This window comes from Pseudomonas sp. 3B-A001-10F, from assembly GCF_056313565.1.
The window spans coordinates 25,902-40,606 of sequence record NZ_JBQYFW010000017.1 but is presented as its reverse complement, the minus strand read 5'-3'; the positions used below and the strand labels follow the sequence as shown (position 1 = coordinate 40,606).

At 59.9% G+C, this 14,705-nt stretch carries 12 protein-coding genes; 5 read left to right on the top strand and 7 right to left on the bottom strand.

What is annotated here, in order from left to right:
• Window positions 1–119: 119 nt before the first annotated feature.
• The 6 genes from AC0ZWN_RS16855 to AC0ZWN_RS16830 form a co-directional block, all read right to left on the bottom strand.
• Window positions 120–1,088 carry a CDP-6-deoxy-delta-3,4-glucoseen reductase gene (locus AC0ZWN_RS16855; RefSeq protein ID WP_095049381.1) on the bottom strand — a complete coding sequence of 323 codons (969 nt, stop codon included), beginning with the start codon at window positions 1,086–1,088 and terminating at the stop codon, window positions 120–122.
• Window positions 1,088–2,554, bottom strand: a complete 1,467-nt coding sequence (ubiD, locus tag AC0ZWN_RS16850) for a 4-hydroxy-3-polyprenylbenzoate decarboxylase (protein WP_007911173.1) — start codon at window positions 2,552–2,554, stop codon at window positions 1,088–1,090. Before ubiD ends, AC0ZWN_RS16855 begins: the two co-directional genes overlap by 1 nt.
• 80 nt (window positions 2,555–2,634) lie before the next feature.
• Window positions 2,635–4,596 carry an acyltransferase family protein gene (locus AC0ZWN_RS16845; RefSeq protein ID WP_476335810.1) on the bottom strand — a complete coding sequence of 654 codons (1,962 nt, stop codon included), beginning with the start codon at window positions 4,594–4,596 and terminating at the stop codon, window positions 2,635–2,637.
• A 126-nt stretch (window positions 4,597–4,722) separates the two neighbouring features.
• Window positions 4,723–5,982 carry a transcription termination factor Rho gene (gene rho, locus AC0ZWN_RS16840; RefSeq protein WP_003229334.1) on the bottom strand — a complete coding sequence of 420 codons (1,260 nt, stop codon included), beginning with the start codon at window positions 5,980–5,982 and terminating at the stop codon, window positions 4,723–4,725.
• A gap of 250 nt (window positions 5,983–6,232) precedes the next feature.
• Complete coding sequence (gene trxA / locus AC0ZWN_RS16835; protein ID WP_003206727.1) at window positions 6,233–6,562, bottom strand: thioredoxin TrxA; 330 nt, start codon at window positions 6,560–6,562, stop codon at window positions 6,233–6,235.
• A 120-nt stretch (window positions 6,563–6,682) separates the two neighbouring features.
• The gene (locus AC0ZWN_RS16830; RefSeq protein ID WP_116254271.1) at window positions 6,683–7,390 is read right to left on the bottom strand and encodes a FadR/GntR family transcriptional regulator; all 708 of its coding nucleotides are present in this window, start codon (window positions 7,388–7,390) and stop codon (window positions 6,683–6,685) included.
• A 256-nt stretch (window positions 7,391–7,646) separates the two neighbouring features.
• On the opposite strand from AC0ZWN_RS16830, the gene AC0ZWN_RS16825 reads away from it, so the two are divergent.
• From AC0ZWN_RS16825 to ppx, 5 genes are all read left to right on the top strand, one after another.
• On the top strand, window positions 7,647–8,432 hold the full coding sequence (locus AC0ZWN_RS16825) for a transporter substrate-binding domain-containing protein (RefSeq protein ID WP_103302521.1): 786 nt from the start codon (window positions 7,647–7,649) through the stop codon (window positions 8,430–8,432).
• Window positions 8,433–8,453: 21 nt separating this feature from the next.
• A complete protein-coding gene (locus AC0ZWN_RS16820; RefSeq protein ID WP_476335809.1) occupies window positions 8,454–9,128 on the top strand; it encodes an amino acid ABC transporter permease in 675 nt (224 codons plus the stop codon).
• Window positions 9,125–9,775, top strand: a complete 651-nt coding sequence (locus tag AC0ZWN_RS16815) for an amino acid ABC transporter permease (protein ID WP_095049376.1) — start codon at window positions 9,125–9,127, stop codon at window positions 9,773–9,775. The genes AC0ZWN_RS16820 and AC0ZWN_RS16815 overlap by 4 nt, the downstream gene beginning before the upstream one ends.
• The gene (locus tag AC0ZWN_RS16810) at window positions 9,762–10,499 is read left to right on the top strand and encodes an amino acid ABC transporter ATP-binding protein (protein ID WP_007911148.1); all 738 of its coding nucleotides are present in this window, start codon (window positions 9,762–9,764) and stop codon (window positions 10,497–10,499) included. The genes AC0ZWN_RS16815 and AC0ZWN_RS16810 overlap by 14 nt, the downstream gene beginning before the upstream one ends.
• A gap of 220 nt (window positions 10,500–10,719) precedes the next feature.
• On the top strand, window positions 10,720–12,222 hold the full coding sequence (gene ppx, locus AC0ZWN_RS16805) for an exopolyphosphatase (protein WP_093429742.1): 1,503 nt from the start codon (window positions 10,720–10,722) through the stop codon (window positions 12,220–12,222).
• Window positions 12,223–12,467: 245 nt separating this feature from the next.
• Here the strand turns inward: ppx and ppk1 are convergent, their stop codons facing one another.
• Window positions 12,468–14,693: a polyphosphate kinase 1 gene (gene ppk1 / locus AC0ZWN_RS16800; RefSeq protein ID WP_007911143.1), complete on the bottom strand. Its 2,226-nt coding sequence runs from the start codon at window positions 14,691–14,693 to the stop codon at window positions 12,468–12,470.
• Window positions 14,694–14,705: the final 12 nt, after the last annotated feature.

Genomic DNA, 14,705 nt, shown 5'->3' with positions numbered 1-14,705 from the left:
TTTAAGGCAATTTGAGTGCCATGGCACAGTTCTTAATTGATTGCCTGATTGATATATAACCTAGCGGTATTTATGCGATTACATAAATACCGATCGGCTATATAGCGAGTTATAACGAATCAGGAGCGGGGGGCGTAAGCGAACACGTCGGCGCGCATTTGATGGGCGTCCATGCCGGCTTCAACCAGTGCGTCCAGAGTGCCGTAGACCATGGCCGGCGAGCCGCTGGCGTAGACGTGCAGCGGTTTCAGATCCGGGAAATCTTCACAGACTGCCTCGTGCAGCATGCCGCAGCGCCCTTCCCAACCGCATTGATCGCTGACGACTTTATGCAGGAACAGATTGGGTAATTTCAGCCACTCGTCCCAATGTTCGATCTCATAGAAATCTTCCGGACGGCGCACGCCCCAGTACAGATGCACCGGGTGTTTGAAGCCTTTAGCGCGGCAGTGTTCGATCAGGGCGTGAATCTGGCCCATGCCGGTGCCAGCGGCAACCAACACCAGCGGCCCGTCGGGCAGCTCGGCCAGATGCGTATCGCCGAACGGCAACTCGACCCGCACCATCGCGTTGCGTTGCAGCTGTTCGATCAGGCTCAGTGCACTGGCTTCGCGCGCCAGCACGTGGATTTCAAGATCACGCCCGCCGTGCGGTGCCGAGGCCATGGAGAACGCTGATTTCTCACCGTTCTCGCGCTCGATCATCAAATACTGCCCGGCGTGATAACGCGGTGGCTTGCCCGCCGGAGCGCGCAGCCGCACACGCCAGGTGTCGCCACCCACGTCGCGGCATTCGATGACCTGACACGACAGGCTGCGCACCGGCAGTTCTCCCAGCGCGAGCACGCCATCCCACAGCAGGATGCAGTCTTCCAGCGGCTCGGCTATGCAAGTGTAGAACTCGCCGTGGTCATGCACTTTGCCATCCTGCGCGACGCGGCCTTCAACCAGCAACGCCGCACACACATGACAATTACCGTTGCGGCAGCTTTGCGGGCATTCGTAGCCCAAACGCCGCGCGCCGTCGAGAATCCGCTCACCGGGCTGTATCTCAAGCACTGCTCCGGAGGGCTGCAGGGTTACACGCATCAATCTATTCCTAACTGATTCCAGATGGCATCGATCCGTTGGGTGACGGCGTCGTCCTTGACGATCACACGACCCCACTCGCGAGTGGTTTCGCCCGGCCACTTGTGGGTGGCATCGAGGCCCATTTTCGAACCTAACCCTGAGATCGGCGAGGCGAAGTCGAGGTAGTCGATCGGCGTGTTATCGATCATCACCGTGTCGCGCTTGGGGTCCATGCGCGTAGTGATGGCCCAGATCACGTCGTTCCAGTCACGGGCATTGATATCGTCGTCAGTGACGATAACGAACTTGGTGTACATAAACTGTCGCAAAAACGACCAGACACCGAGCATCACGCGCTTGGCATGCCCCGGATACGACTTCTTCATGGTCACGATGGCCATGCGATACGAGCAGCCTTCCGGCGGCAGGTAGAAGTCGGTGATTTCCGGGAACTGCTTCTGCAGTATCGGCACGAACACTTCATTCAGCGCCACACCGAGGATCGCCGGCTCATCTGGCGGACGGCCGGTGTAGGTACTGTGGTAGATCGGTTTGATCCGGTGGGTGATGCGCTCGACGGTGAACACCGGGAAGCTGTCGACTTCGTTGTAGTAACCGGTGTGGTCGCCGTAAGGACCTTCGTCAGCCATCTCGCCCGGGTGAATTACGCCTTCGAGGATGATTTCGGCGGTGGCCGGCACTTGCAGGTCGTTGCCACGGCACTTGACCAGTTCGGTGCGATTACCGCGCAACAGACCGGCGAAAGCGTATTCGGAGAGGCTGTCCGGCACTGGCGTCACCGCGCCGAGAATGGTCGCCGGATCCGCACCCAGGGCGACGGACACCGGGAACGGCTGGCCCGGATGCTTCTCGCACCACTCGCGGAAGTCGAGAGCGCCGCCACGGTGGCTGAGCCAACGCATGATCACCTTGTTGCGGCCGATCACTTGCTGACGATAGATGCCGAGGTTCTGACGATCCTTGTTCGGGCCTTTGGTGACGGTCAGACCCCAGGTGATCAGCGGGCCGACGTCGCCGGGCCAGCAGGTCTGCACCGGCAGCATCGCGAGGTCGACGTCGTCGCCTTCGATGACCACTTCCTGGCACACCGCGTCTTTGACGACTTTCGGCGCCATCGAGATGATCTTGCGGAAGATCGGCAGTTTCGACCATGCGTCTTTCAAGCCCTTCGGTGGCTCCGGCTCCTTGAGGAACGCCAGCAGCTTGCCGATTTCGCGCAGCTCGCTGACCGACTCGGCGCCCATGCCCATCGCCACCCGTTCAGGCGTGCCGAACAGGTTGCCGAGCACCGGGATGTCGTAGCCGGTGGGTTTCTCGAACAGCAGTGCCGGGCCCTTGGCCCGCAGTGTGCGATCGCACACCTCGGTCATTTCCAGCACCGGCGAGACGGGAATCTGGATGCGTTTCAACTCTCCGCGCTGCTCAAGCTGCTGCACGAAATCCCGAAGATCCTTGAATTTCATTGACGATGGCACCCTCAAAATAGGCGTACATCCTACCTGCTCTGACGGGCAAACAGCAGCCCGTCAGCGCCTGGCATCAATCAATTGTCGCTGGTGCCCAGCATCAATGGCGCAAACAACGGGCTCAGTCTGGCGCTGCCAACGTCCGAAAGATGATCGGCATCCTTGTATTGCGAGTGGCCATCGACATCAATGGCGCACAAGCCGTCCTTGCACATCAGCGGCGTCGGATCGATGACATGAATGCCGGAATCAGCGGCGCTCATCGAGCCGAACAACGACGTGAAAAACTGCTGGCGAGCCAAGTGTTCGCTGAGCGGGCGACCGAGACCTTCTGCCGAACGGCCGATGCGCGCCAGACTGGTCAGACGGTCGATGAAGCTCTTGTGTTGCAGTGGCACTTCCTTGAACAGCCAGACTTGCACACCCGCTTCACGCAACTCGGCCACTTGCGCCTTGAGGGCGGCAGCCATGCGCCGCTCTGCCTGGCGCGGGTTGTCCTTGCGATCAAGCAGGAACTGTAGATCGCCATCGCCGTCTTCACGACCATAAACGTACAGGCTCCAGTTCGCCGCCAACACCACGTCCTTGATCCCCAGACTCGTGACGCGGTCCATGTTGCGCTGGTTGAAGTCTTTGCACTGAGGGCGTAAGTGGTCATCGATGATCGGCGGGCACCCGGTCAAGCTGTACAGCCACACCGGCTGCACGTTGCGCCCGGCATTGCCTTCGATGGCTGGCAACAACGCGGCGGCGTGACTGTCGCCCCAGAACATTTTCGTCGCCGTTATATGTTGATCACCGCCCACAAGGCAGGATTTGGTCAGTGCCTTGTCCGTGCTCAAGTGCATGCATTTCGACTGCCCGGCGTTCCACTCGCGCGATTGCGCATATTCCAGCGCCTTGCCGGTCAGACGCTGCGGAACACCGTCTGCCGAGCGAATCACCGAGCCGGTGATCGCCAGCACCGTGATCGACACCAGACCGCCGACCAACACCGAGTTACGACTGGCAAACACACGCTTCTCACGAAACGGCAGCTCGATGTATCGCAGGCTCAGCCAAGCCAGCGCCAACGCCAGAGCCATCCAGCCAATTGCCTCCAACGGCTGGATGCCATCAATGGAGATCGCATTGGCATACACGTAAACCGGCCAATGCCACAGATACAGCGAATAGGAGAGCAAGCCGATCCACACCAGAACCCGGATACTCAACAACCGGCCCGCCCACGTTGGGCCCTGTGCACCCGACCAGATCAGCGCCGTCGTGCCCAATACCGGCAGCAATGCTGCCCAGCCCGGAAACACCGTGGACTTGTCGTAGGTGAACACCGCCACCAGCACCGCCGCCAGACCGGCCAGGCCAACAGACTGCCGCAGCCACGGCCGCGCGACATGCTTGGGCACGGGCATCACCGCCAGCATGGCCCCGCAGAGCAGCTCCCACGCGCGGGTCGGCAACGCGAAGAAGGCGAATTCAGGCCGGCGTTCGATATAAATGAGGTTCAGGCCAAACGACACCAACAGGACCGCGAACAGCATCCAGCGCCAATGACGGACATACCGCATCAGCAACACCATCATCAACGGGAAGAAGATGTAGTACTGCTCTTCTACCGCCAGCGACCAGGTATGCAGCAGCGGCTTGAGCTCCGACGCCGGCGCAAAGTAGCCGTCTTCGCGCATGAACAGGATGTTGGAAATGAACAGCGACTGGTAACGAATCGTTCGCCCCAGTTCGGCAAGGTCCTTGGCCGTCAGCAACAGCCAGCCTAATGCCAGCGTCACCACCACAACCACAGTCAACGCCGGCAGGATGCGTCGGGCGCGACGCCCCCAGAAGTCGAGGAAGCTGAAGCGCTGCGCGCTGATTTCACGAAACAGGATTGAAGTGATCAGAAAACCGGAAATGACGAAGAACACATCAACGCCGACAAAGCCGCCGCTGAATGTGTTGAATCCGAAATGAAACAGGACGACGGGAATAACCGCCAGCGCCCGTAATCCGTCGATATCACGGCGATTGCCAAACGTGTGCATAACCTTTCTTATCCTTGTAGGTACAAACCGCTCCAGACAAGGACAGTAGCGCGTTACGAAAGTTATGCGGCGCGTACGCAAAAAAAACGCCCCCTTTCGGGAGCGTTCTTTTTTACAGCGTGTGTATTACTTGCGCTTCATCGACAAGAAGAACTCGTCGTTGGTCTTGGTCGTTTTCAGTTTGTCGACCAGGAACTCGATGGCAGCCACTTCGTCCATCGGGTGCAGCAGCTTGCGCAGGATCCACATACGCTGCAGTTCGTCGTCGGCAGTCAGCAACTCTTCGCGGCGGGTGCCGGAGCGGTTGATGTTGATGGCCGGGAACACGCGCTTCTCGGCGATCTTGCGATCCAGAGGCAGTTCCATGTTGCCGGTACCCTTGAACTCTTCGTAGATCACTTCGTCCATCTTCGAGCCGGTTTCAACCAGCGCGGTGGCGATAATGGTCAGCGAGCCGCCTTCTTCGATGTTACGCGCAGCACCGAAGAAGCGTTTCGGCTTCTCGAGGGCGTGGGCATCGACACCACCGGTCAAGACCTTGCCGGAGCTCGGGATCACGGTGTTGTAGGCACGGGCCAGACGGGTGATGGAGTCGAGCAGGATCACCACGTCTTTCTTGTGCTCGACCAGGCGCTTGGCCTTCTCGATCACCATTTCAGCGACCTGCACGTGACGGGTCGGCGGCTCATCGAAGGTCGAGGCAACCACTTCGCCGCGCACGGTGCGCTGCATTTCGGTTACTTCTTCCGGACGCTCGTCGATCAGCAGCACGATCAGGTGAACTTCAGGGTTGTTACGGGCGATGTTCGCTGCGATGTTTTGCAGCATGATCGTTTTACCGGCTTTCGGCGGTGCAACGATCAGACCACGCTGGCCTTTGCCGATCGGGGCGCACAGGTCGATTACACGACCGGTCAAGTCTTCGGTGGAACCGTTACCGGCTTCCATCTTCATGCGCACGGTCGGGAACAGCGGAGTCAGGTTCTCGAAGAGAATCTTGTTTTTCGCGTTCTCGGGACGATCGAAGTTGATCGTGTCGACCTTGAGCAGGGCGAAATACCGCTCGCCTTCCTTCGGAGGGCGAATCTTGCCAACGATGGTGTCACCGGTGCGCAAGTTGAAACGGCGGATCTGGCTTGGCGAGACGTAGATATCGTCCGGGCCGGCCAGGTAGGAAGCGTCAGCGGAGCGCAGGAAGCCGAAGCCGTCCTGGAGAATCTCCAGCACGCCATCACCGGAGATTTCCTCGCCGCTTTTCGCGTGCTTTTTCAGCAGGGAGAAAATCACGTCCTGCTTGCGCGAACGGGCCATATTTTCTATGCCCATCTGTTCGGCCAATTCGAGCAGTTCGGTAATCGGCTTTTGCTTGAGTTCAGTCAGATTCATATAGGAATGACGTAATCATTTATGGAGGGGGGGAAATTAAGCTTTTGGCTTAATGAGGCCGCGCCGCGGAGAAGGCGACAGGATCGCGAACTAATTCGAAAAGGAGTGCGTCGGCGACGGCTAGCAGGGGGCAATGGAGAAACCAGTGCGGGGCCGAATGTACCACCTGAGTTTCGGAGCGTCTAGCCCTGAATACGCAAAAAGCCCCGCTAATTTGCGGGGCTTTTTTTCAGGCACTTTACAGCGACGCTTAGATGTTGGCGTCGAGGAAAGCCGCCAGTTGCGACTTCGACAGGGCGCCGACTTTGGTCGCTTCAACGTTGCCGTTCTTGAACAGCATCAGCGTCGGGATACCACGCACGCCGTGCTTAGCCGGGGTTTCCTGGTTTTCGTCGATGTTCAGTTTGGCAACGGTCAGCTTGCCTTTGTAAGTCTCGGCAATCTCGTCCAGAACCGGAGCGATCATTTTGCAAGGACCGCACCATTCAGCCCAGTAATCGACCAGGACAGCGCCTTCGGCCTTGAGTACGTCGGCTTCGAAGCTAGCGTCGCTAACGTGTTTGATAAGATCGCTGCTCATGGAATTCTCCAGGTTGTAAGCAAAAAAACGTGGCCCATCATAGCCGCCCTTCCCCTGTTCAGGAAGCCGCAGTTGATTGAGTCTTGCTATGGCACTCGATGAGTTTGGGTATAGCTCAAGTCACGTCGTGGCGGGGGCAATGAAAGCAATTCCGGTACGCAGGGCGGCGTTGCGCACGTGTTCCTGCATGGCTTTTTGTGCCGCGCCCGACGCCCGGCGCGCGAGGGCGCGGAGGATCTTGCGGTGTTCCTGCCAGGTTTCCATGGCGCGTTCGGCACGGATGAACGGTAGCTTCTGGCTCTCCAGGAACATCTCGGCGCTGGCGGTAAGGATGCTCAGCATCGCCTGATTGCCGCTGGCCAAGAGGATTCGGCGGTGGAATTCGAAGTCGAGTTTCGCCGCCGCTTCAAAGTCACCGACCTTCAATTGGTCACGCATGGCCGCAACGTTGTCTTCGAGCGCATCCAGATCGAACGTGCTTAACGTGATCGCCGCCAGCCCTGCGGCGAAGCCTTCCAGCGCATAGCGCAATTGAAAGATGTCCAGCGGTGACGCTTGCGCCGCAAATGGCCAGCCCGGTGCCTGCGCACCACGCGGCAACTCTACGGGCGACTGCACGAACACGCCTTTGCCCGGCTGAATACTGACCACGCCCAGCGCACTCAGCGACGACAGCGCCTCACGCAACGATGCCCGGCTAACGCCCAGTTGCAGCGCCAGGTCCCGTTGCGACGGCAACGCATCGCCCGCACCGAAACCCTGCTCAGTGATCAGTTTGCGGATCGCTTGCAGCGCCACTTCGGGTACCGCACGGGAAATCGAGTTCATGGTTTTTCAGACGCGCCAGGCCAATGTGCGGCTAGTTGTAAAGCTATTCGCCGAGTCCGGCAAGTCGTGCCCCAGCAGGGTTCGGCAAACCACACCGGTGCGCCATGGCAGTGCGAAAAACAACCTGACTGTTCAGACCAGTAAGACCGAGCAAAGTCGCTGAAACTGCGGTCTGCGGGGGCGAAAACCACGTATTGGCACGGCCCATGCTCTGTCCGATCGCAGAAATCACTTCTCGCCGATCCGGAGATTGTCCATGACCAAGCGTTACAGCGCCCTCCTCGCCGCTCTGTTTTCCTCTCTGTTGCTCAGCCAGGCTCCCGCGCACGCCGACGGTCTCGACGACGTGGTCAAACGCGGCACGCTGAAAGTCGCCGTGCCCCAGGACTTCCCGCCGTTCGGCTCGGTTGGCCCGGACATGAAGCCTCGCGGCCTGGACATCGACACGGCGAAACTGCTGGCTGATCAACTCAAGGTCAAACTTGAACTGACACCGGTCAACAGCACCAACCGCATCCCGTTCCTGACCACCGGCAAAGTCGATCTGGTGATTTCCAGCCTCGGCAAAAACCCTGAGCGCGAGAAAGTCATCGACTTCTCCCGCGCTTACGCGCCGTTCTACCTCGCCGTGTTCGGCCCGCCAGACGCTGCGATCGCTAACCTCGACGACCTCAAGGGCAAAACCATCAGCGTCACCCGTGGCGCCATCGAAGACATCGAGCTGACCAAGGTCGCCCCCGAAGGCGTGACCATCAAGCGCTTCGAGGACAACAACTCGACCATCGCCGCCTACCTCGCCGGCCAGGTCGACCTGATCGCCAGCGGCAACGTGGTGATGGTCGCGATCAGCGAAAAGAACCCGAAACGCGTGCCGGCGCTGAAAGTGAAACTGAAGGATTCGCCGGTCTACGTCGGTGTGAACAAGAACGAAGCGGCGCTGCTGGCCAAGGTCAACGACATCCTGACCACCGCCAAGGCTGACGGCGCACTGGAAAAGAACTCGCAGACCTGGCTGAAAGAGCCGCTGCCGGCCGATCTCTGATCGACTGCGCGGGAGACCTTCATGGCTTATCAGTTCGATTTCATGCCGGTGGTGGAAAACACCGACCTGTTGCTGCGCGGGGCGCTGTTCACCCTTGAGCTGACGGCCATCGGTGCGTTGCTCGGGGTCGGTGTCGGAGTTGTCGGTGCTTTGGTGCGGGCGTGGAACATCCGCCCGTTCTCGGCAATCTTCGGCGTCTACGTCGAATTGATCCGCAACACGCCGTTTCTGGTGCAGTTGTTCTTTATCTTTTTCGGCCTGCCGTCGCTGGGTGTGCAGATTTCCGAGTGGCAAGCGGCGGTGCTGGCGATGGTGATCAACCTCGGCGCGTATTCGACGGAGATTATTCGCGCCGGCATTCAGGCAATCCCGCGCGGACAGCTGGAAGCCGCAGCGGCATTGGCGATGACGCGTTTCGAGGCGTTCCGCCACGTGGTGCTGCTGCCGGCACTGGGCAAGGTCTGGCCGGCCCTGAGCAGCCAGATCATCATCGTCATGCTCGGTTCGGCGGTGTGTTCGCAAATCGCCACCGAAGAGCTGAGCTTTGCCGCCAACTTCATTCAGTCGCGCAACTTCCGCGCCTTTGAAACCTATGCGCTGACCACGCTGATCTACCTGTGCATGGCGCTGCTGATTCGCCAGTTGCTGAACTGGATTGGCCGACGCTATATCAGTCGAAGCGGGAGCAGCGTATGAGCGATTTCACCTTTTGGGACATCCTGCGCAACCTGCTCACCGGCCTGCAATGGACACTGGCGCTGTCGCTGGTGGCGTTCATTGGTGGCGGGATCGTCGGGCTGCTGATCCTGGTCATGCGCATCTCGAAAAACTCTGTGCCGAGCAGCATCGCCCGCACCTGGATCGAGCTGTTTCAGGGCACGCCGCTGTTGATGCAGTTGTTTCTGGTGTTCTTCGGCGTGGCGCTGGCCGGGATCGAAATCTCGCCGTGGATGGCCGCAGCGATTGCCCTGACCTTGTTTACCAGCGCTTATCTGGCGGAGATCTGGCGCGGCTGCGTCGAGTCGATCGCCCATGGCCAGTGGGAAGCCTCGGCGAGTCTGGCGCTGAATCCGCTGGAACAGCTGCGCTACGTGATCCTGCCGCAAGCACTGCGCATCGCTGTGGCGCCGACCGTGGGTTTCTCGGTGCAAGTGGTCAAAGGCACCGCAGTGACCTCGATCATCGGTTTCACCGAGCTGACCAAGACCGGCGGCATGCTCGCCAATGCCACGTTTGAACCGTTCATGGTCTACGGCCTCGTCGCCCTCGGCTACTTCCTGCTCTGCTACCCCTTGTCCCTCAGTGCGCGCTACCTGGAAAGGAGACTGCATGCCTCTGCTTAGAATTTCCGCCCTGCATAAATACTACGGCGATCACCATGTGCTTAAAGGCATCGACCTCAGTGTCGAGGAAGGCCAGGTGGTGGCGATCATCGGCCGCAGCGGCTCGGGCAAATCCACCCTGCTGCGCACCCTCAATGGGCTGGAATCGATCAATGACGGCGTGATCGAAGTCGACGGCGAATACCTCGACGCCGCCCGCGCCGATCTGCGCAGCCTGCGGCAAAAAGTCGGCATGGTGTTTCAGCAGTTCAATCTGTTCCCGCACCTGACCGTGGGCGAAAACGTCATGCTCGCGCCGCAGGTGGTACAGAAAGTGCCGAAAGCCAAAGCGGCGGAGCTGGCCCGGGAAATGCTGGAACGCGTGGGACTCGGGGAAAAATTCGATGCCTTCCCGGATCGGTTGTCTGGGGGCCAGCAACAGCGGGTAGCGATTGCCCGGGCGCTGGCAATGTCGCCGAAAGTGTTGTTATGCGATGAAATCACCTCGGCGCTCGACCCGGAACTGGTCAACGAAGTGCTCAGCGTGGTGCGGCAACTGGCCAAGGAAGGCATGACGCTGATCATGGTCACCCACGAAATGCGCTTCGCCCGCGAGGTCGGGGATAAATTGGTGTTCATGCACCATGGCAAGGTGCATGAGGTGGGGGATCCGAAGGTGTTGTTTGCCAATCCGCAGACGGCAGAGCTGGCGAACTTTATTGGCACGGTGGAAGCGACAGCCTGAATCTGCCTCATCCTGATCGTTCCCACGCTCTGCGTGGGAATGCCTCACCGGACGCTCTGCGTCCGCTTTTGGGACGCGGAGCGTCCCTGGCTGTATTCCCACGCGGAGCGTGGGAACGATCAGGTTCGGGGTGCGCGCTCCGGCGGTTTGAACCGTGCGCGTTGGCGCCAGCGTTTGATCGTGGCACGATGACGGGGTTATCGACCGAGACCCCCTGACCATGCCGCAATCCCAAGCCAAGAATCTGTCCCTGATCGCCGCAATCGACCTGGGCTCGAACAGCTTTCACATGGTCGTGGCCAAGGCCCAGAACGGTGAGATCCGCATTCTCGAACGCCTCGGGGAGAAGGTTCAGCTCGCCGCCGGCATCGACGATGAGCGCCATCTCAACGAAGAATCGATGCAACGAGGCCTCGATTGCCTCAAGCGTTTCGCCCAACTGATCAACGGTATGCCGCTGGGCGCCGTGCGCATCGTCGGCACCAACGCCTTGCGTGAAGCGCGCAACCGCCTCGAATTCATCCACCGCGCCGAAGAAATCCTCGGTCATCCGGTGGAAGTCATTTCCGGCCGTGAAGAAGCGCGCCTGATTTATCTGGGCGTGTCGCACACCCTCGCCGACACCCCGGGCAAACGTCTGGTCGCCGATATCGGCGGCGGCAGTACCGAATTCATCATTGGCCAGCGCTTTGAGCCATTGTTGCGCGAAAGCCTGCAAATGGGCTGTGTCAGCTTCACTCAGCGCTACTTCAAGGACGGCAAGATCACCCCGGCCCGCTACGCCCAGGCGTATACCGCGGCGCGGCTGGAGATCATGAGCATCGAACACGCCCTGCATCGCCTGACCTGGGATGAAGCCATCGGCTCCTCGGGCACCATCCGTGCCATCGGCCTGGCGCTGAAGGCCGGGGGTCACGGCACTGGCGAAGTGAATGCCGAAGGCCTGGCGTGGCTCAAGCGCCGCCTGTTCAAGCTCGGTGACGTCGACAAGATCGATTTCGAAGGCATCAAGCCTGATCGCCGGACAATCTTCCCAGCGGGTCTGGCGATTCTCGAAGCGATTTTCGACGCCCTCGAACTGCAACGCATGGACCACTGCGACGGCGCACTGCGTGAAGGCGTGCTCTACGACCTGCTCGGCCGTCATCATCATGAAGACGTGCGCGAACGTACGTTAACTTCGCTGATGGAGCGCTATCACGTCGATCTGGAGCAGGCGGCGCGTGTGGAACGCAAAGCGTTGCACGCATTTGATCAGGTGGCTGTGGACTGGGAGCTGGATGACGGCATCTGGCGCGAACTCCTCGGTTGGGCCGCGAAAGTGCACGAAGTCGGCCTCGACATCGCGCACTATCACTACCACAAACACGGTGCTTACCTGATCGAACACTCGGACCTCGCCGGGTTCTCCCGCGAAGACCAGCAAATGCTCGCGCTATTGGTGCGCGGCCATCGCCGCAACATTCCCAAGGACAAGTTTGCCGATTTCGGCGACGACGGCGACAAGCTGATTCGCCTGTGCGTGCTGCTGCGTTTTGCGATTCTGTTCCACCACATTCGTGGCACCCAGGCGATGCCGCAGGTGGTGTTGCATGCCAAGGGCAACACTCTGGATGTGGAATTCCCGGAGAATTGGCTGGATGAGAATCAGCTGACTCAGGCGGATTTCGGGTTAGAAGCGGATTGGCTGACGCGGGTGGGCATCGTCCTTACCGTCCACTGAGTCGGGCAGGCACAAAAAAGGCGATCCACAGGGATCGCCTTTTTATTGGGTTCGGCTTGAAATTGGAGGTGGGCCTTCCCCCTCACCCCAGCCCTCTCCCGAGGGAGAGGGAGCCGATCTCCGTTGGCTTCAAGGCCTGAGTTCGACTCGGTAGTTCAGGTCGGCGTAACTCGCCCATCCAACCCGGTCAGTCCCCTCTCCCTCTGGGAGAGGGTTAGGGTGAGGGGCTTTTGACCTTCAAGGCTTTAGCTGCTCACCGGCAAGATCGGGCTGCCCAACCGCTCCAGCAACGTCGCCTGCGCACTGCGCGGGTTCTGGTTGCCGGTCGGCGTGTTGCGGATGTAACGACCATCCGACTGCAAACTCCAGCTGTGGGTATTGTCGGTCAAATACAGCTCCAGCTCTTTCTTCACGCGGGTCAGCAGCTTCTTGCCTTCGACCGGGAAGCAAGTCTCGACGCGCTTGTCGAGGTTGCGCTCCATCCAGTCGGCGCTGGAGAGGAACATCTGCTCGTCGCCGCCATTGAGGAAGTAGAACACGCGGGTGTGTTCCAGGAATCGGCCGATGATCGAGCGCACATGGATGTTGTGCGAAACACCGGCGATGCCCGGACGCAGGCAGCACATGCCGCGCACCACCAGATCGATGCGCACGCCGGACTGGCTGGCCTTGTACAGCGCGCGGATGATCTTCGGATCGGTCAGCGAGTTGAACTTGGCGATGATGTGCGCCGGTTTGCCGTCGAGCGCAAATTGCGTCTCGCGGGTGATCATGTCGAGCATGCCCTTCTTCAGGGTGAACGGCGCATGCAGCAGCTTCTTCATGCGCAGGGTTTTACCCATGCCGATCAACTGGCTGAACAGTTTGCCGACGTCTTCGCACAAGGCATCGTCGGAGGTCAGCAGGCTGTAGTCGGTGTAAAGCTTGGCGTTGCCGGCGTGGTAGTTACCGGTGCCGAGATGCGCATAGCGGACGATCTCGCCGGCCTCGCGACGCAGGATCAGCATCATTTTGGCGTGGGTCTTGAAGCCGACCACGCCGTAGATCACCACCGCACCGGCCGCTTGCAGACGGCTGGCCAGTTGCAGGTTGGACTCTTCGTCGAACCTTGCACGCAGCTCGATGACTGCCGTCACTTCCTTGCCGTTACGCGCGGCATCCACCAGCGCATCGACGATCTCGGAGTTGGCGCCGGAGCGGTACAGCGTCTGGCGCACAGCGAGTACGTGCGGGTCTTTCGCCGCCTGACGCAGGAGGTCGACCACCGGGGTGAACGACTCGAAAGGGTGCAGCAGCAGGATGTCCTGCTTGCTGACCACGCTGAAAATGTTTTCGCTGTTCTGCAGCAGTTTCGGGATCTGCGGGGTGAACGGCGTGTATTGCAGCTCCGGATGACTGTCCAGACCGGTGATGCTGAACAGCCGCGTCAGGTTGACCGGGCCGTTGACCTGATACAGCTCGCTCTCGCTCAGGTTGAACTGCTTGAGCAAGTAATCCGAGAGGTGTTTCGGGCAGGTGTCAGCGACTTCCAGACGCACCGCATCGCCGTAACGACGCGAGAACAGCTCGCCACGCAGGGCGCGGGCCAGGTCTTCGACGTCTTCGGAATCGAGCGCGAGGTCAGCGTTTCGGGTCAGGCGGAACTGATAGCAGCCTTTTACCTTCATGCCCTGGAACAGGTCATCGGCATGGGCGTGGATCATCGACGACAGGAACACATAGTTGTCGCCGGGACCGCCGACCTCTTCCGGCACCTTGATGATCCGTGGCAGCAGACGCGGTGCCGGGATGATCGCCAGACCGGAATCGCGACCGAAGGCGTCGATGCCTTCCAGTTCGACGATGAAGTTCAGGCTCTTGTTCACCAGCAAAGGGAACGGGTGCGTCGGGTCGAGGCCGATCGGGGTAATGATCGGCGCGATCTCGTCGCGGAAATAACGGCGCACCCAGGTTTTGATCTTGACCGTCCAGTGGCGGCGACGGATGAAGCGCACCTGATGCTTTTCCAGCTCCGGCAACAGAATGTCGTTGAGGATCGCGTACTGGCGGTCAACGTGACCGTGGACCAGCTCGCTGATCCGCGCCAGCGCCTGATGCGGCTGCAAGCCGTCAGCACCGGCCTGTTCACGGGCGAAGGTAATCTGCTTCTTCAGGCCGGCGACGCGGATTTCAAAGAATTCGTCAAGGTTGCTGGAGAAAATCAGCAGGAACTTCAGGCGTTCCAGCAACGGATAGGACTCGTCCAGCGCCTGTTCCAGCACGCGGATATTGAATTGCAGTTGCGAAAGCTCACGGTGGATGTACAGGCTGCTGTCATCCAGGCCTGGTATCGCAATCACTGGTGCCGCCGCGACAGGTTCGGCGACCGGCGCGGGTGGCGCAGGCTCCAGTTCCGGCGGGGTCTCGGTGATTTGCTCGACCACCGGTTGAGCTTCTTTTACTGCAACTTCCGTGAGTCCTTCGGTATTCATTGAATGTTCCTG